Here is a 17,461-nt window from a genome sequence, read left to right as displayed (position 1 = left end):
GTCACCACCCGCCCGGCAGCGGGCGCCCTTCGGCGAATCCGGCGGCCGACTGCACCCCCAGGACGACCTTGTCGTGCAACTCGGCCAGCGTGCGGGCCCCGGCGTAGGTGGCGGTGCTGCGCACACCCGAGCAGATGTGATCGATCAGGTCCTCGACCGACGGTCGGTCGGGGTCGAGCCGGATTCGTGAACTCGAGATGCCTTCCTCGAACAACGACTTGCGCGCGCGGTCGTAGGCGCCATCACTGGCCGACCGGGCCGCGACGGCACGTTTGGACGCCATGCCGAAGCTGACCTTGTACATGCCCCCGGCGTCGGTCTGCAGATCGCCGGGCGACTCATAGGTGCCGGCGAACCACGAGCCGATCATGACGTTCGACGCGCCGGCCGCGATCGCGAGGGCCACATCCCGCGGGTGGCGCACTCCGCCGTCGGCCCACACGTGCGCACCCCGCGCTCGCGCCACCTCGGCGCATTCGGCGACCGCAGAGAACTGTGGGCGCCCGACGCCGGTCATCATGCGGGTGGTGCACATGGCTCCGGGACCCACACCGACCTTCACGATGGTCGCGCCGGCATCCAGCAGGTCGGTGGTTCCCTGTGCCGACACCACGTTGCCTGCGGCGATGGGGACGCCGGGGTCGGCGGAGGCGACGGCCTCCAACGCGCTGAGCATCTTCTCCTGATGGCCGTGCGCGGTGTCGATCACCAGCAGGTCCGCGCCCGCCGCGGCGAGCGCCTTGGCCTTGCCCACCACGTCGCCGTTGATGCCGACGGCAGCCGCGATACGCAGCCGTCCCGCGCCGTCGACGTTGGGTCGGTAGATCGCGTGTCGTAGCGCACCCAGTCGGGTGAGGACCCCGGCCAGACGCCCGTCGTCGTCGACGAGCACGGCGAGCCCGAGGTGACGATCGCCGAGCGCGTCGAAGACATCGCGGGGCGCGGTATCCACCGGCAGCGTGATGATGTCGGGATCGAGCACTTCGCGCACCCGCGAGAACCGGTCGACGTCTCGGCATCGTTTCTCGGTGACCACGCCGATCGGCCGACCGTCGTCCACCACGACGGCCGCACCGTGCGCACGCTTCGGGATCAGCGCCAGGGCGTCGGAGACCGAGCTCTCGGCGGTCAGGGTGACCGGCGTGTCGGCGACGAGATGACGTGACTTCACGTGATCGATCGACGCCGAGACCGCAGCGATCGGCAGATCCTGCGGCAACACCACCAGTCCGCCACGGCGCGCGAGTGTCTCGGCCATGCGTTTACCGGCGACCGCGGTCATGTTCGCGGCGACGATCGGGATGGTGGTGCCGCTGCCGTCCGACGTCGAGATGTCCACATCGAACCGCGATGTGACGTCCGATCTGTTCGGAACGATGAACAGGTCGTCGTAGGTCAGATCGTGGGTCGGTGCGTGACCTTCCAGGAATCGCACGATGTCCCCGGAGCTCCTCTCAGGCCGTGACTTCGGTCCGGTCTCCGCTCCACAACGTGTGGAACGTACCCGGCTTGTCGATGCGCTGGTAGGTGTGCGCACCGAAGAAGTCACGCAGCCCCTGGGTGAGGGCGGCCGGCAACCGTTCGCTGCGCAGGGCGTCGTAGTAAGAGAGCGACGACGCGAACGCCGGCACCGGGATGCCCATGGTGGTGGCGGTGGCCACCACCCGACGCCAGCTGTCCACCGCGTCTTCGACGGCGCTGCGGAAGTACGGCGCGAGCAGCAGGCTGGGCAGTTCCGGATTCTCGGCATACGCATCGCGGATGCGGTTGAGGAACTTCGCCCGGATGATGCACCCGCCGCGCCAGATGGTGGCGAGGTCTCCGGGTGTCACGTCCCAGCCGTATTCGGCGCTGCCGGCGGCGATCTGATCGAATCCCTGGGCGTAGGCGACGACCTTGGAGGCATAGAGAGCCTTGTTGATGTCGTCGACGAAGGTCTTCGCGTCGGCGGGTGCGGCCGACAGGGTGCCCGATTCGAGTTCCTGGGCCTGCTTGCGCTGATCGGTTGCACTCGACAGCGCCCGCGCGAAGACGGCCTCGGCGATACCGGTGGTCGGGATGCCCAGATCCAGTGCCGACTTCACCGTCCACCGGCCCGTGCCCTTCTGGCCCGCGGCGTCGGTGATCACATCAACGAGTGGTTTGCCGGTCTCCGCGTCGACCTGGGAGAGCACCTCGGCGGTGATCTCCACCAGGTAGCTGTCGAGGTCGCCGGAGTTCCACTCCCGGAAGACGTCGGCGATGTCGGCGACCGGCATGTCGAGGGCCTTGCGCATGAGGTCGTAGGCCTCGCCGATGAGCTGCATGTCGGCGTACTCGATACCGTTGTGCACCATTTTCACGAAGTGCCCGGAACCGTCCGGACCGATGTGTGTGCAGCACGGCTCACCGTCGACGTGTGCCGAGATCTGTTCGAGCAGTGGCCCGAGGGACTCGTATGACTCCTTCGGTCCGCCGGGCATGATCGACGGACCGTTGAGTGCGCCCTCCTCGCCGCCGGAGATCCCCGCGCCGACGAAGTTGAGTCCGCGGGCCGACATCGCCGACTCTCGACGGATGGTGTCGGTGTAGAGCGAGTTGCCACCATCGATGATGATGTCGCCCTCCTCCATGAGGCCGGCGAGCTCCTCGATCACCGCGTCGGTGGGATCGCCGGCCTTGACCATGATGAGCACCCGACGCGGACGCTCCAGGGCCGCGACGAACTCTTCCATGGTCCCGGTGCGGATGAACGAACCGTCCGACCCGTGTTCGGACAACAGCGCGTCGGTCTTGGCGATGCTGCGGTTGTGCAGCGCGACCGTGTAGCCGTTGCGTGCGAAGTTGCGGGCGATGTTCGAGCCCATGACGGCGAGACCGGTGACGCCGATCTGGGCCTTTGTCGAGTCAGGGGAGTCGGAACCGGTGGCGGCAGAAGTCGTCATGGCTGCAAGCCTATTGCGTGGACCGGTCGGTCACGAGTGGGAGGGTCATGCCCGTGGCTGTGAGGTGGTTCACGCTGCCGAGATCAACCGACTGAGCTCGGTCAGCCAGGGGATCGCCACGGCCAAAGTCGGCACGACCAGAATTGCCGCGGCCGCGGCGTAGGCGGCCGTCGCGAGCAGTCGTGTGGGACGCTCGTCGCGCAGACGGTGGATGCGTGCCAGCGTCGTCGGGCCGCCTACGGCCATTGCGCCCCGTGGTGCGACCGCATCCGCGCACGCGACCAGGGCACGTCCGAGCGTCGTCGGAGCCGTCGCGCGTACCGCCTGGTCATCGGCCAGGGATTCCACGAGCAACTCGACGGCGCCGAGCGCCGACTTGCTGCGCACCACTCGGGGGAAGGCTTCGTGCAACGCGATGAAGGCCTCAAGGACCAGGTCGTGGCGCGCGCGCAGGTGCGCACGTTCGTGTGCCAGGACGGCGATCAGCTCTTCACGCGACAGTCGGGCGACGACGCCCTCACTGACGACGACCCGCTGACGCAGGCCGGGCAGGCAGTAGGCGAGGGGTTGTTCGACGTCGATCATGCGCACGTCGCGCCCGAACAGCGGATGTGAGGTGTCGCTGCGGTCGCAGCGGTCCAGGATGTCGATGAGCTGACGGTGGGTGTGGCGTCGCGCCCGGGTGCGGACTCCGACACGGATCACCGTGTACATCAGGCGGGCACCGATCATCAGGGTCAGGGCGAACACGCCGACGAGGGTGAGCCACAGGGGGAGGCCGAGTCGTTCGATCTCATGCAGCGGGTTGGTGGTCGGCGCACCGTCTGGGCCCGGCGCCAACAGATTCGCCGCGATGGCCAGCCCGCAGCTGAATGCCGAGAGCACTCCGGCCAGCGCGATCGCCTGCCACAGGGTCATCGCCGCGCGGGGGGCCTTGACCGGCCAGGAGGCCCGCGACATGGCTTCGGCAGCGGGGCCGACCAACACCAAGGTCAGGATGCCGAAGAAGAGCGCGGTCATCGATACGTCCTCGCGTGGGCTATGGGCGGTGGGCTGTACTGCGGCGAATCTAACTCGTTTCGCCCGTACCGCGGGCGGATTCGAGTTCATCGAGCGCCAACCGTAGGGCTGCTGCCTCGTCGGCGCCGACCCGACCGACGAAGGACACCAGTGCGGCGTGTCGCGAACCGGGCGCATCCGCCTCGCTGAGGGCGTCGACCATCAGGCTGGCGACAAGGTCCTCCCGCGGATGGGTGGGGACATACTTGTGTGCGCGATCGTCCCGGATCTGTGTGACCAGGTTCTTCTTCGCGAGTCGCTGCAGCACGGTCATCACCGTCGTGTACGCCAGCGAGCGATCTCGCGACAGCGTCTCGTGCACCTGTCGGACCGTCTGGGGCGCCGAGCTCTCCCACAGGGTGTCCATGACTGCTCGTTCGAGGTCGCCCAGCCCGTTCATTCTTCGCATTTTACTTCCGCTTCTCTTGCTCGTGCAGACCGGTCATCGGCCGGTCGCGAACACGTCACCCATCAGTTTGCGCTGCACCCTTGACAACATTGGTAAGGCTACCCTACGTTTGAGTCACGTCGGACCGAGCGAGAGTCCTGAGGGCTGCAGAGACCCCCGGTCCACGCCGCGGTAGGCCCCACGATGCAACGCATCGTGGGGCCTACCGGTTCCCGGACCCATATGGCGAACGACGAAGTCGGTGGCCTCGCCGCACCCATCGCAGCGGCTCGTGCCAGTCTCATGGAATGAGTGTGGACAACGAGCAGTCGATCAAAGACACCTTCGGGCGCGGGTTCGATGCCGCATTGGGATTGCGCCTGACAGACGTGACCGCGGATCTGGTGGCCGGCACGGTGGAGATGTCGGAGCAGCACCATCAGCCCTTCGGCATCGTGCACGGCGGTGTCTACTGCGCGCTCGCCGAGGGCACGGCCTCCATCGGCGGGTTCACCTGGCTGCAGTCCAGCGGCATCGGAGGCACTGCGGTGGGGGTCAACAACAACACCGACTTCCTCAGATCCATCAGCACGGGCGCGGTATCCGTGGAGGCCACGCCGGTTCACCGGGGCCGGCGGCAGCAACTGTGGCGGGTCACCATGACCGACGGTGACGGCCGTTTGGTGGCCACCTCGCAGGTCCGGCTGCAGAACATCGAGCTGCCCGAGGGAGTGACCGTTCCGGGCGTCACCACCGGCGCATGACCGGGCGTGGCTTGCCCGATGAGGCGCGGGCACACATCGACGACCTCCTGGCCGCGGTGGACGCCGATCTGGCCGCCGGGTATCCGGGCGACCGGCCGCAACCGCAGCCCGCGCACACCGTGTATGTCAGCGCCGCCGATGTCGACATCGACACCCCGCGGGCATGGGGTGAGCGCGCGACGATGGTGGCCGACGAGGTCGGTGAACTGCTGGTGGAGCTCGCCGGTGATGCCACTGTGGTCGACCTCGCCCGGCAGCGACTGCGCAGCGAGCCGGTCGAGGACCTACGGATCGATCTCGAGGACGGGTACGGCTGGCGCGCGGACGCGGCCGAGGACGCGGATGCACGTCGGGCCGGCGAGATACTCGCCGATTGGACGCGTTCCGGTCCGGGAGCGCCCCGCAGTGCCGGAGTGCGGGCCAAGGGTCTCGGCGCGCACGAGCGGGCACGGGGGCTGCGCACCCTCGAACTCGTTCTCGACGGCGCCGGCGGTGTTCCGGACGGCTTCGTGTTCACCGTGCCCAAATTGCGTGACGCGCGCCAGGTGGATGCGGTGAACGCGCTCTGCGTGGCGTTGGAACGTGTGCACGGACTGGCGGAGTACTCATTGCGTTACGAGCTCCAGGTGGAGATCCCGCAGGCCGTGGTGGGTGCCGACGGACGCGCAACCGTTGCCGAAGCGATCCACCGCGGTATGCCGAGGCTGTCCGCGTTGCACTACGGCACTTACGATTACAGTGCGGCCGCAGGAATCGTCTCGGCGCAGCAGTCGTTGGCCCACCCCGTCGCCGACCATGCGAAGGCCGTCATGCAGGCGGCCGCCGCGCAGACCGGGGTGTGGATCAGCGATGGTTCCACCCAGGTCGTCCCGGTGGGCACACCGGACACGGTGGCGGCCGCGGTCCGGCGCCATCACGGTCTGGTGCTGCGGTCGTTGGAACGCGGCTTCTATCAAGGATGGGACATGCATCCGGGACACCTGGTCACTCGCTGGACGGCGGTGATCGGGTTCTTCCGGTCGGCGATGCCCACCGCGGCCCGTCGGCTACAGGCCTATTTCGATCGCACCGCCTCCGACGTCGTCGACGAACCGGCCACCGCGATGTCGCTGGCATCGGTCCTGCAGCGCGGGCTCGCGGCCAAGGCGTTCACCATCGATGAGGTCGAGCAGATCGCGCCACTGTGCACCACCGAACGGCTGGCCGCGCTGCGCGCCGGTGGCGGGGGACTGCCGGCCTGACCGGCTGTCCGGTCGGCGATACGCGCCCGCGTCCCGCCGGCGGGATCGACCGCGTCGAGCGCGCTCACCGCGCCGGGATGGTTCTGGTCATGGCAGGATGATCCCTACGCAACGCCGGGTGTTGGGCGTGCGCCGTCGCCGGATGGGTGTGGTCGCAATGATCGGATCCGTGTCGCTAGGAGAGGAACTGGTGCGTCTGTCGCCGCATGAGCAGGAACGTTTGCTCATTTCCTATGCCGCGGAGCTGGCTCGGCGCCGACAGGCGCGTGGGTTGCTGCTCAACCACCCCGAGGCAGTCGCGGTGATCACCGATCATGTCCTCGAGGGCGCCCGGGACGGCCGGACGGTCGCCGAGCTGATGTCATCGGGCCGCGAGGTCCTGGCCCGCGCCGACGTCATGGCCGGTGTACCCGAGATGCTGCACGACGTGCAGGTGGAGGCCACCTTCCCGGACGGCACGAAGCTTGTCACCGTGCACAATCCGATCGATTGACCGCGAGAGGCCGATATGTCGCGAACGCAGTCGTCGGTGGTTCCCGGCGAGATCCTGCCCGCCGAAGGCACCATCGAGCTGAACGAGGGTGCCGACGCCATCACGCTGAGCGTGATCAACACCGGTGATCGTCCGGTCCAGGTGGGCAGTCATGTCCACTTCCCACAGGCCAACGCCGCGTTGGATTTCGATCGGTCGGCCGCGCATGGCCATCGCCTCGACATCCCGGCGGGCACCGCGGTCCGATTCGAGCCGGGGATCGAGATGACGGTGACACTCGTCGCCCTCGGCGGCACCCGCGAGGTCTACGGCATCTCGCTCGACGCACCGGGAAGGCTTGACTGATGGCGACGCTCGGACGAGATCGTTACGCGCAGCTCTTCGGCCCCACCGTCGGTGACCGGATTCGCCTCGCCGACACCGACCTGCTGCTCGAGGTCACCGAAGACCGGTGCGGCGGACCGGGTCTGGCCGGTGATGAAGCGGTGTTCGGGGGTGGCAAGGTCATCCGGGAGTCGATGGGCCAGAGCCGCGCCACCCGCGCCGACGGCGCGCCGGACACGGTGATCACCGGCGTGGTGGTCCTCGACTATTGGGGAATCATCAAGGCGGACGTCGGAATCCGAGACGGACGAATCACCGCGCTGGGCAAGGCCGGAAATCCGGACACCATGCACGGTGTGCACCCGGACCTGGTGATCGGGCCGTCCACCGAGATCATCGCGGGCAACGGCAAGATCCTCACCCCAGGCGGGATCGACTGCCACGTTCACTTCATCTGTCCGCAGATCATGGACGAGGCGCTGGGCAACGGGATCACCACTCTGATCGGCGGCGGCACCGGGCCCGCCGAGGGCAGCAAGGCCACCACCGTCACGCCGGGCGCGTGGCACCTGGCGTCGATCCTGGGTGCCACCGACCATTGGCCGATGAACATCGCGTTGCTGGGTAAGGGCAACACGGTGTCCGCAGAATCCATGCACGAGCAGATCCGTGCGGGTGCATCCGGTTTCAAGCTTCACGAGGACTGGGGGAGTACGCCGGCGGCGATCGACGCGTGCCTGCGTGTCGCCGACGAGACCGGGGTGCAGGTGGCGCTGCACTCCGACACACTCAACGAAGCCGGCTTCGTTGAGCAGACCATCGGCGCCATCGCCGGTCGATCCATTCATGCGTATCACACCGAGGGTGCCGGCGGCGGGCACGCGCCCGACATCATGACGGTGGCATCGCACCCCAACGTGCTGCCGAGTTCGACGAACCCGACGCGTCCGCACACGGTCAACACACTCGACGAACACCTCGACATGTTGATGGTCTGTCATCACCTCAATCCGACTGTGCCCGAGGATCTAGCGTTCGCGGAGAGCCGGATTCGACCGTCGACCATCGCCGCGGAGGATCTCCTGCACGACCTCGGCGCCATCTCGATGATCGGCTCGGATTCGCAGGCCATGGGACGGATCGGCGAGGTGGTGCTGCGGACCTGGCAAACCGCTCACGTCATGAAGACCAAACGCGGCGCATTGTCCGGTGACGGTGCGGCCGACAACAACCGGGCACGGCGCTACATCGCCAAGTACACGATCTGCCCGGCGGTCGCACACGGCTTCGACCGCGAGATCGGTTCCGTCGAAACCGGGAAACTCGCCGACCTCGTGCTCTGGGATCCGGCGTTCTTCGGCGTACGGCCGGATCTGGTGATCAAGGGCGGCGCCATCGCCTGGGCGGCGATGGGAGACGCCAACGCGAGTATTCCCACACCGCAACCGGTGTTGCCGCGTCCGATGTTCGGCGCAGCACCGCGGGCAGCGGCGGCGACGTCGGTGAGTTTCGTCGCGCAGGGCGGGCTCGACGCCGGGATCGAGGAAGCCCTCGGGCTCGACCGTCGGTTGGTGGCGGTGAGCGACACCCGCCGAATCGGCAAGGCCGACATGATCAACAACGCGGAGACCCCGGAGATCGCCATCGAACCCGACACCTTCACGGTGCGGGTGGACGGCGAGGTCTGGGACAGCGAACCGGTGACCGAACTGCCGATGGCGCAGCGGTACTTCCTGTTCTGAGTCCGATGCCGAACAATCTCATGCCGAACAGCCCGATGCCGAACCCCGAGACCCGCTCGCAGCTGTCGATGATGCTCACACTCGCCGACTCGCGACTGCCGATCGGTGGACACGTGCACTCCGGCGGTGTCGAACAGGCCATCGCCGATCGGGTCGTCGTCGACGCGACAACCCTGGCGGAGTTCCTTCGGCGTCGAGTCGCCACCAGTGGGCTCGTGGCCGCGTCGATCGCCGCCGCCGTGGCCGACGGAACAATCGATGTCCCGACCGCGCAACGGGAGACCGATGCGCGCACACCGTCGGCGGCCGGCCGCCGTGCCTCGCTGGCCCAGGGCAGGGGTATGCGTCGACTCGCCGGCCGCCTGTGGCCGCAGCATGACTGGAGTGACCACACGCCGCGCACGCACCTGCCGGTCATCTCGGGAGCGGTCGGCCGCATCAGTGAATTGTCCGGCTTCCACACCGCGTTGATCCTCGTCTACACGACGATGAGCGGAGCGGCGACGGCCGGCCAACGGCTGCTCGCGCTCGACCCGGCAGATGTCGCGGTGGTGATTGCCGATCTCGGGTCGGAATGCGAGCGGGTAGCCGCCGCGGCCGCCGTCGAACTAGCCGATCTCTCCGACCCGATGCTCGACGTGTTCGCCGAACGTCACGAGCGCCGCGACATGCCCTTGTTCGTGTCCTGACCGGACACCACACCGATCCGCAGCCGACCCACGAGAGGACGACATGCCCCCGCATCTCATCGATGGACAGCCACACGGCCACGACCACTCCCGACCGCGCCGTCACCGCGAACCGGGTGAGGCGTTGCGCATCGGGATCGGTGGCCCGGTCGGCTCGGGCAAGACCGCGCTCGTCGCCGCCTTGTGCCGTCAACTCCGCGACGAACTCTCGGTGGCTGTGCTGACCAACGACATCTACACCACCGAGGACGCCGACTTTCTGCGCCGCAACGCGGTTCTGCCCGACGAGCGCATCACCGCAGTGCAGACCGGCGGATGCCCACACACCGCCATCCGCGACGACATCACCGCCAATCTCGACGCGATCGACGATCTCGTCGCGAGTAATCCGCCGCTGGACCTGATCCTGGTCGAGTCCGGCGGTGACAACCTCACCGCCACCTTCTCCACGGGCCTGATCGATGCCCAGATCTTCGTGATCGACGTGGCCGGGGGCGACAAGGTTCCGCGCAAAGGTGGCCCCGGCGTGACGTATTCGGATCTGCTGGTTATCAACAAGACCGATCTGGCGCAGCAGGTGCATGCCGATCTCGAGGTGATGCGCACCGACGCCGAACGCGTGCGGGAGGGGCGTCCGACGGCGATGATCTCGCTGACCGATGATCCCGCGGCCACCGATGTGTTGGCCTGGGTCCGTCGTCAGTTGGCCGAGGTCGCGGTGACCGGCTGACCGTGCGCACCCAGATCGAGATCGTGGCCGTTCGTGGCCGCTCGCCGCGCGTCGCCGCGGTCGGTGGTCTCGCAGCACGGCAGACCGGCGTGGAGACCGTCCACCTGATCAGTACCGCCGCGACACCGCTCGGGGGTGACACGATCGATGTTCGCGTGGTGGTCGAGGCAGGCGCCTCGCTGCACCTCACAACAGTCGCCGCGACGCTGGCGCTGCCCGCACGCAACCGGCCCGACTCGGTGATGACATGGGACATCGAGGTTGGCGCGGGCGGTCGGCTGCACCTCGACCCGCAACCGACCGTCGTGGCCGGTGGTGCCGACCACCGCACCTCGACCGCGATCGTTGCCGACCCGTCGGCCACCGTCATCGTCGCCGAACACGCTCAACTCGGACGATCCGTGGAACGTGCCGAGGACGTCGAGCGTGCGCGGTGGCAGGGTGCGCTGCGGATGGATGTCGGCGACGGCCCGCTGCTGCGGCATCGGCTCGGATTGGGTGATCCGGCCGGCAGCGGGCATCGGGCGGTCAGCAGCGTGTTGCGGTATCCGGATGCGCGCGAGGCGGCGGTCTCCGAGGTGGCCTACGCGACGCGCCTCGAACTGGCCGCGCCCGATCAGGGCTCGCCGGCAACCCTCACCACGGCGCTGGGTTCGTCGGCGCAGCACACGCGGTCGCTGGCCGACGACCTCGATCTGGCGGCCCTGGCCGCCAGGTGAGGCCTGCTCGCTCGGTCAGCCGGCCTCGGCCCGCGCCTGCGTGTCCGACGATTGCGACTCCGGCGCCGACGACTCGGGCTCGTCGGATCCACTTGCCTCCGATTGCGACGATGGGACCGACTCGGTCCCGGGCGCCCGCGTCGAGGGAATCGCCCCGGTTGCCTCGACGACTGCTTCGTCCTCGGACTTGCCCTCGAGCGCCGACAACGCACCCAGTGCGGTCCGCGCGTAGACCTGTTGTTCGGTGACCGCGAGCTGGGTACGGCCACGGGTGCTGAAGGCGAAGAACCAGTTGATCAGCGTGTTGAGTCGATTGCGGAAGCCCACCAGGTAGACCAGGTGCAAGGCCAGCCAGCCCAGCCAGGCGAAGTATCCCTCGGTCTCGAATTTCTTCTTCGTGCCGGGCACCGGCACCTGCATCACCGCGCTGAACCGCGAGATCGTGGCCATCGACCCCTTGTCGTAATAGCTGAACGGCTTGCGTTGCTCCTGTGTCTGTCCGTGCAGACCGGCCTTGATCGCGTCGGCGGCGTAACGGCCACCCTGAATCGCGCCCTGCGCCACTCCGGGCACCCCGTCGACCGCCATCATGTCGCCGACCACGAACACATACGGGTTGTCGGGAATGGTGAGGTCGGGCAGCACCTTGACCCGTCCGGCGCGGTCGAGCTCAACGCCCGACTGCTCGGCGAGCTGCTGTCCGAGCGGACTGGCCTGCACGCCGGCCGACCACACCTTGCACTGCGACTCGATGCGTCGCGTGCTGCCGTCCTTCTCCTTGACGACCAGGCCGTCGTAGTCGACGTCGACGACCATCGCGTTGAGCTGTATCTCCACGCCCATCTTGGTGAGGCGTTCGGCCGCCTTGCGACCGAGCTTCTCACCGAACGGTGGGAGCACGGCGGGTGCGGCGTCGAGCAGGATCACGCGGGCTTCGGTCGGGTCGATGTTGCGGAAGGTGCCCTTGAGGGTCTTGTCGCTCATCTCGGCGATCTGACCTGCGAGCTCGACACCGGTCGGTCCGGCGCCCACCACCACGAAGGTGAGCAATTTGGCGCGCTCTTCGGGATCGTCGGACAACTCGGCCTGCTCGAAGGCACCCAGGATGCGGCCACGCAGTTCGAGGGCGTGGTCGATGGTCTTCATACCCGGTGCGTACTCGGCGAAATGATCGTTACCGAAGTAGGACTGATCGGCGCCTGCCGCGATGATCAGGCTGTCATACGGAGTGACGGTGATGCGTTCGAGCAGCCTCGACGTCACCTTCTTTCCGTCGAGGTCGATGTCGAAGACATCACCGAGCAAGACGGTGACGTTTTTCTGTTTCCGCATGACGACGCGGGTGGCCGGGGCGATCTCGCCCTCGGCGATGATTCCGGTCGCCACCTGGTAGAGCATCGGTTGGAACAGATGGTGGGTGGTCTTGGCGATCAGGGTGACGTCGACGTCTGCCTTGCCCAGACGCTGGGCTGCGAAGAGACCACCGAATCCGGAACCGACGATGACGACATGCGGACGCGTGGTGGTCGGAGTGGGGCTGCTCATCTGAGGAACATCTCCTGTCGGTGGGCTGTTGGGCTGCTGCCGCGCACCACTAACGGTAGTCAATCATCGCCGAAAGATCCGGACGAGGACCCCCGCGATCCGTCCCGCTGCCGGAACTGTCCGATTGTCACCGGTCCGGCGTCAGGCGGTCAGGTCGCCGAACGCGTGGCGGCCCGGCTCTGTGACCAGGCGCTGCGATCGCCCGATCGGCGTCCGAGCGTGACACCAGCTCATCGTGGTGGTCTCCCAATGATTGTGCAGCAGTTCGTATTCCACCTCGCCGGAACCGGAACCGAACAGGATGTCCTCATCGCAGAGGTGGATAGCCGACAGTCGCATGCCGATCTTCTCCATGACGCGCCGGGACGCGATGTTGGCAGCCATTGTGCTGGCGAACACCCGTTCGGTGCCCAGTTCGCGGAACGCCATGTCCAGCAGTGCGTGGGCCGCCTCGGTGGCCAGCCCGCGACCCCACACCTCGCGGGCCAGGCGATAGCTGAGTTCCACCTCGGGGTGGTAACTGTGCCGAGGTGTCCGCAACGCGAACCAGCCGCGGAAGTGCCCGGCGTCGCGGTCCAGCGCGGTCCACATCCCGGTCCGGTGGGCTCGACGCTCGGCCTCGGCGCGGGGCAGCACCCAGCCTTCGATGACCTCCTGAGGGGTCGGCGCACCCCCGCTAACATAACGCATGACCTCGGGATCGCCGTCGAGACGTACCAGGGCATCGACGTCGGACCCGCTGACCGGCCGAAGCCGGAGTCGCGCGGTCTCCAGAATCACGATCTCCCCCTCGCCGAAGTGCTCTGCGGTGAGTGTACGGTTCTCTTTCCGCGAGATGCGGTCATCGCCACCCGTGTGTCGATCCGGAAACGGTGGTCGTCGTTTCGTCGGATCGCAGTCCGTCGGGGGCAGCGGCTAGGGTTCTCGAACGTGGCCGACGAACATCTCGACCTGTCGATCCAGCTGCGTTGGGGCGACATGGACATCAACAATCACATCAACAACGTGCAGTTCGCGCGGATCTTCGAGGAAGCGCGAGTGCGGTCGTTCGCCCGGTGGCTTCCGCACCGGCCCGCCGGCTTCTCCCTGTCGGTGGCACGCCAGGAGATCGTCTTCTCCGCCGTCCTCGACTACTCGGTGGAACCGGTCACGGTCCGCTCCTGCGTCAGTCGGGTCGGCACCACGTCCTTCAACCTCTCGCTGACATTGATCGATCCGGCCGGCATCACCTGTGCCGTCGCCGAGACGACCATGGTGTCGGTGGACCCGCGCACCGGGCGGCCGACACCGCCGCCGGATGAGGTGCGCGAGGTGCTCGAGGCCCATTACGTGGCCGACGCCGGCCTGCCGGTGCGGTGACGGGCCACGGCACGAGCAGCACATCGAACGACGCGGAGAACGAGTCGCGCGACGTCAGCCGACGACGCACAGGAGGCGCCAGCACATGTTCCATCTCCATCGGGCGGAACGGACCGATGCTCTGGCCGATGCACTGGCACACCTGCTGCTGACGCCGCTGCCCGATCCGATGACCACCGAAATCGTCTCGGTGCCCGCGCCGGGCGTGGAACGTTGGCTGCAACAGCGGCTGGCCACCCGGCTGGGCACGACGCGTGGGCACGACGGCGTGGCCGCCAACCTGGACTTCACCTCGCCCGCACGCCTGACCGATCGCGTGTTGGAGTGCGCCGAGCGTCGTGCCGACGGTGCGGACGCCACCGGTGTATCGGCAGGCCGCCGCTGGTGGCCCGGTGCGATGACCTGGCCGGTGTTGCGGGTGTTGGACGAATTGATCGACGATCCACGCCTGGCCGTGCTGGCGCGTCATGTTGGCGCCGGCGCCGGGGCAGACGATCACCGGCGCGGTCGCCGCTATGCCACCGCCCGCCAGATCGCCGAGCTCTTCGACTCCTACGGCCGTCAGCGACCGGCGATGCTTGCCGCGTGGGCCGATGGCTCCGACACCGATGGCGCAGGCGCCCCCGTACCCGACGACCTGGCCTGGCAGCCGGACTTCTGGCGCGCGGTCCGACGTGAGATCGGTCATCCGCACCCGGCAGAAGAACTCGCCGAGCGTTGCGCGGTCGTGCGCGAGAACCCGCACGCGATCGACCTTCCCGAGCGGCTGTCGGTGTTCGGCCCGACCCGTGTCACCGAATCACTGCTCGACGTGCTGTCGGCGGTGTCGGCGCACCGTGAGGTGCACCTGTTCGTGCCGCATCCGAGTCCGGCGCTGTGGGAGACCCTGGCCGCGGCCGCGCCCACCGGTGCGCGGCGGCGGGCCGACAATCCACCGCCCCGACTCGCGCATCCGCTGCTCGCCGGACTCTCCCGCGACGTCCAGGACTTGCAGCGCAGAGTGGCGCCGGTGGTCGACCGCGACCACCATCACCCCCCGACGGCTGCCGCGCCGCATAATTCCGTGCTGGCCGCACTGCAGGCAGGTCTGCGCGCCGACGAACCGAGCGCGTCCGTGCGCGATGCCGACACTTCCGTAGAGGTACACGCGTGCCATGGCGCGGAACGACAGGTCGAGGTGTTGCGCGACCGGTTGCTGCACCTGTTCGCCGCCGACGCCGGCCTGCAGCCGCGCGACGTCTTGATCATGTGTCCCGACGTGGAGGCCTTCGCGCCGTTGGTGCGTGGTGCATTCGGTCAGCCGGGGCTCGGGCATCCGGCTTTCGACCTGCGGGTACGCCTGGCCGATCGGGGCCTGCGGCACACCAACAGCGTGCTCGACGTGGTCGCGGCAGTTGTCGAACTCGCGGCCGGGCGGGTCACCGCCGGTGCCGTACTGGACCTGCTCGGCCGAGAGCCCGTGCGCATGCGCTTCGACCTCACCGACGACGATCTCGAGGTGATCCGGGAATGGTTGGTGGGCAGCAATATCCGCTGGGCGATCGACGATTCGCAGCGGGGGCGGTTCGGGCTCAAGGGCTTCCGACAGGGCACCTTCGAGACCGGGATTGACCGGATTCTGCTCGGCGCGGTCGCGGAGGAGGCCGACAATGAATGGCTCGACACCGCGCTACCGCTCGGTGGCGTCGAGAGCACCGAGATCGACCTGGCCGGACGGTTCGCCGAATTCGTGGACAGATTGTCGACCACACTCGGCGCGCTGAGCGGTACCCAGCCGGCGAACGCATGGACACAGATCCTCGCCGACGCGATCGATGCACTCGTCCTCACCGATGTCGACTCCGAATGGCAACGGGCGCAGGCTCTCCGCTCGATCGCAGGAGTGTTCGAAGAGGGCGAGGTCGCCGCGGGCGGACCGGACGGGGGAGAGGTGGAGCTCCGGTTGGGGGACATCCGCGACCTGATCGCCGGGCTCGTGTCGGCCGCGCCCACCCGGGCCAACTTCCGCACCGGCGAGTTGACCGTGTGTTCCATGGTGCCGATGCGATCGGTACCGCACCGGGTGATCGTGCTCCTCGGGGTCGATGGGGACGCCTTCCCGCGCGCGCTGCGCCACGATGGTGATGACATTGCGGCACGGGCGCCACTGGTGGGCGAACGCAATCCACGCGACGAGGACCGTCAGTTGTTCCTCGATGCGATCTGCGCGGCCGAGGAGCATCTGCTGGTGCTCTACAGCGGCGCAGACCCCGTCTCGGGACAGCGAATTCCACCTGCCGTGGTCGTCAGCGAACTCGTCGACGCGGTGTCGGCGATCACCCGAACGCCTGACAGTTGCGTTCGTCGCCACACCCTGCACGCCTTCGACGCCGACAATTTCGTGCCCGGTGCGATCGCCGGGGTGGCCGAGCCGTTCTCCTATGACACCGCCCTGCTCGCCGGAGCGCGGGCGTCCGGGACCACGCCGGAGCGGCGTTCGATGATCGCCGACGGCCGCCTGGACCCGCCCGACCCCGACGACATCGAACTCGCGTCGCTGGTCAGCTTCCTGACCAATCCGATCGAGGGTTTCGTCCGGCAGCGACTGGGCGCCCGCATCCCGGATGAGGAACGCCCGCACGCCGATCAACTCGACGTCGCCCTCGCGCCGCTGGACCGTTGGGCAATCGGCGACAGATTCCTGGCGCGGATGCTCGCCGGTACCGATCTCGCCGCCTGCCAGGCCGCCGAACTCCGCCGCGGAACGCTGCCGCCGTATGCATTCGGTACCCGCGAGTTGCGCGACATCTCGACCGACGTGGCTGCGGTCTTCGCGGCGGCCGAGTCCGCTCGAGTCGGCACATCGTCGACGGTCGACCTGGTGGTTCCGTTGCCCGACGGCCGGCGCGTATACGGCACGGTCGGCGACATCCATGCGGGCACGGTGATCACGGCCACCTATTCGAAGCTCCGGGCCAAACAGCGGTTGACCGCGTGGATCCGGCTGCTCGCCGTCGCTGCCGCCCGGCAGGCAGTGGGGCGCGGAGACGACGTTCGCGCCGCAGCCGTCATCGCGCGGCGACCGACCCGTTCGGGTGGGGTTGCCCGGTCTCTGCTCACCGCCCCGGAGCACCCGCTCGACGTACTCTGTTCCCTGATCGGGTTGCGCGACCTCGGGCTGCGCCGCGCGCTGCCGCTCCCACTGGACCCGGCCGCGGAGTTTGCCGATCACCATCGCCGTTCGGGGGGCGCCGACCGTGCCCTGCCGGCGGCCCGCCGCGCGTACGACGGCGACTTCGGTGCAGGCCGAGATCGCTACCTGCGGATGGTGTTCGGCGGCGACGTCACCCGGCCGGTGGACTTCGAAGACGTGCTCGCGGCGCCGGTACCATCCGAAGATTCCTGGGATGGACCGCAGTTGCCCGCAGACCCCGGCGACACCCTGTTCGGTGCACTGGCCCGCCTGGTGTGGGACCCGCTGCTCGAACACGAGACCCTGACCTGA

At 68.1% G+C, this 17,461-nt stretch carries 16 protein-coding genes; 10 read left to right on the top strand and 6 right to left on the bottom strand.

The window, feature by feature from the left end:
• Position 1 precedes the first annotated feature (1 nt).
• From guaB1 to L1892_RS14005, 4 genes are all read right to left on the bottom strand, one after another.
• Positions 2-1,435 (bottom strand): GMP reductase, encoded by a 1,434-nt coding sequence (guaB1, locus tag L1892_RS14020; RefSeq protein WP_235724221.1) that lies wholly within the window; start codon positions 1,433-1,435, stop codon positions 2-4.
• 19 nt (positions 1,436-1,454) lie between these two features.
• Positions 1,455-2,924: an NADP-dependent phosphogluconate dehydrogenase gene (gene gnd, locus L1892_RS14015; RefSeq protein ID WP_235724220.1), complete on the bottom strand. Its 1,470-nt coding sequence runs from the start codon at positions 2,922-2,924 to the stop codon at positions 1,455-1,457.
• Positions 2,925-2,993: 69 nt separating this feature from the next.
• Positions 2,994-3,944: a M56 family metallopeptidase gene (locus tag L1892_RS14010; RefSeq protein WP_235724219.1), complete on the bottom strand. Its 951-nt coding sequence runs from the start codon at positions 3,942-3,944 to the stop codon at positions 2,994-2,996.
• A 49-nt stretch (positions 3,945-3,993) separates the two neighbouring features.
• Positions 3,994-4,392, bottom strand: coding sequence for a BlaI/MecI/CopY family transcriptional regulator (locus tag L1892_RS14005; protein ID WP_235724218.1), 399 nt, complete (start codon positions 4,390-4,392; stop codon positions 3,994-3,996).
• 287 nt (positions 4,393-4,679) lie between these two features.
• On the opposite strand from L1892_RS14005, the gene L1892_RS14000 reads away from it, so the two are divergent.
• From L1892_RS14000 to L1892_RS13965, 8 genes are all read left to right on the top strand, one after another.
• A complete protein-coding gene (locus L1892_RS14000) occupies positions 4,680-5,135 on the top strand; it encodes a PaaI family thioesterase (protein WP_235724217.1) in 456 nt (151 codons plus the stop codon).
• Entirely contained in the window at positions 5,132-6,376 is a 1,245-nt protein-coding gene (locus L1892_RS13995) for a DUF6986 family protein (protein ID WP_235724216.1), read from the top strand. Before L1892_RS14000 ends, L1892_RS13995 begins: the two co-directional genes overlap by 4 nt.
• Positions 6,377-6,566: 190 nt before the next feature.
• Entirely contained in the window at positions 6,567-6,869 is a 303-nt protein-coding gene (locus L1892_RS13990; protein WP_235724284.1) for an urease subunit gamma, read from the top strand.
• Between the two features lie 15 nt (positions 6,870-6,884).
• Positions 6,885-7,214 carry an urease subunit beta gene (locus L1892_RS13985; protein ID WP_235724215.1) on the top strand — a complete coding sequence of 110 codons (330 nt, stop codon included), beginning with the start codon at positions 6,885-6,887 and terminating at the stop codon, positions 7,212-7,214.
• Complete coding sequence (locus L1892_RS13980) at positions 7,214-8,935, top strand: urease subunit alpha (protein ID WP_235724214.1); 1,722 nt, start codon at positions 7,214-7,216, stop codon at positions 8,933-8,935. The genes L1892_RS13985 and L1892_RS13980 overlap by 1 nt, the downstream gene beginning before the upstream one ends.
• A gap of 5 nt (positions 8,936-8,940) precedes the next feature.
• Positions 8,941-9,624, top strand: coding sequence for an urease accessory protein UreF (locus L1892_RS13975; RefSeq protein WP_235724213.1), 684 nt, complete (start codon positions 8,941-8,943; stop codon positions 9,622-9,624).
• A gap of 43 nt (positions 9,625-9,667) precedes the next feature.
• Positions 9,668-10,354 carry an urease accessory protein UreG gene (ureG, locus tag L1892_RS13970; RefSeq protein ID WP_235724212.1) on the top strand — a complete coding sequence of 229 codons (687 nt, stop codon included), beginning with the start codon at positions 9,668-9,670 and terminating at the stop codon, positions 10,352-10,354.
• Between the two features lie 2 nt (positions 10,355-10,356).
• Positions 10,357-11,073, top strand: a complete 717-nt coding sequence (locus L1892_RS13965) for an urease accessory protein UreD (RefSeq protein ID WP_235724211.1) — start codon at positions 10,357-10,359, stop codon at positions 11,071-11,073.
• 15 nt (positions 11,074-11,088) lie between these two features.
• On the opposite strand, the gene L1892_RS13960 is transcribed toward L1892_RS13965, so the two are convergent.
• Together L1892_RS13960 and L1892_RS13955 are read right to left on the bottom strand one after the other, a co-directional pair.
• Positions 11,089-12,618 carry an NAD(P)/FAD-dependent oxidoreductase gene (locus tag L1892_RS13960; protein WP_235724210.1) on the bottom strand — a complete coding sequence of 510 codons (1,530 nt, stop codon included), beginning with the start codon at positions 12,616-12,618 and terminating at the stop codon, positions 11,089-11,091.
• A 141-nt stretch (positions 12,619-12,759) separates the two neighbouring features.
• The gene (locus L1892_RS13955) at positions 12,760-13,398 is read right to left on the bottom strand and encodes a GNAT family N-acetyltransferase (protein ID WP_235724209.1); all 639 of its coding nucleotides are present in this window, start codon (positions 13,396-13,398) and stop codon (positions 12,760-12,762) included.
• A 150-nt stretch (positions 13,399-13,548) separates the two neighbouring features.
• Between L1892_RS13955 and L1892_RS13950 the strand changes: the two genes are divergently transcribed.
• Positions 13,549-13,977: an acyl-CoA thioesterase gene (locus L1892_RS13950; RefSeq protein ID WP_235724208.1), complete on the top strand. Its 429-nt coding sequence runs from the start codon at positions 13,549-13,551 to the stop codon at positions 13,975-13,977.
• 85 nt (positions 13,978-14,062) lie between these two features.
• Positions 14,063-17,461 carry an exodeoxyribonuclease V subunit gamma gene (gene recC / locus L1892_RS13945; RefSeq protein WP_235724207.1) on the top strand — a complete coding sequence of 1,133 codons (3,399 nt, stop codon included), beginning with the start codon at positions 14,063-14,065 and terminating at the stop codon, positions 17,459-17,461.

It is taken from the genome of Gordonia tangerina (assembly GCF_021556435.1).
GTDB lineage: Bacteria > Actinomycetota > Actinomycetes > Mycobacteriales > Mycobacteriaceae > Gordonia > Gordonia tangerina.
This window is presented reverse-complemented; position numbering and strand designations above follow the sequence as displayed.

What these genes read in the sequence shown, in the direction of transcription:
- gnd (WP_235724220.1), bottom strand. Translation starts at nt 2,924, where the DNA reads ATGACGACTTCTGCCGCCACCGGTTCCGACTCCCCTGACTCGACAAAG.
- L1892_RS14010 (WP_235724219.1), bottom strand. Translation starts at nt 3,944, where the DNA reads ATGACCGCGCTCTTCTTCGGCATCCTGACCTTGGTGTTGGTCGGCCCC.
- L1892_RS14005 (WP_235724218.1), bottom strand. Translation starts at nt 4,392, where the DNA reads ATGCGAAGAATGAACGGGCTGGGCGACCTCGAACGAGCAGTCATGGAC.
- L1892_RS14000 (WP_235724217.1), top strand. Translation starts at nt 4,680, where the DNA reads ATGAGTGTGGACAACGAGCAGTCGATCAAAGACACCTTCGGGCGCGGG.
- L1892_RS13995 (WP_235724216.1), top strand. Translation starts at nt 5,132, where the DNA reads ATGACCGGGCGTGGCTTGCCCGATGAGGCGCGGGCACACATCGACGAC.
- L1892_RS13985 (WP_235724215.1), top strand. Translation starts at nt 6,885, where the DNA reads ATGTCGCGAACGCAGTCGTCGGTGGTTCCCGGCGAGATCCTGCCCGCC.
- L1892_RS13980 (WP_235724214.1), top strand. Translation starts at nt 7,214, where the DNA reads ATGGCGACGCTCGGACGAGATCGTTACGCGCAGCTCTTCGGCCCCACC.
- L1892_RS13975 (WP_235724213.1), top strand. Translation starts at nt 8,941, where the DNA reads ATGCCGAACAATCTCATGCCGAACAGCCCGATGCCGAACCCCGAGACC.
- ureG (WP_235724212.1), top strand. Translation starts at nt 9,668, where the DNA reads ATGCCCCCGCATCTCATCGATGGACAGCCACACGGCCACGACCACTCC.
- L1892_RS13960 (WP_235724210.1), bottom strand. Translation starts at nt 12,618, where the DNA reads ATGAGCAGCCCCACTCCGACCACCACGCGTCCGCATGTCGTCATCGTC.
- recC (WP_235724207.1), top strand. Translation starts at nt 14,063, where the DNA reads ATGTTCCATCTCCATCGGGCGGAACGGACCGATGCTCTGGCCGATGCA.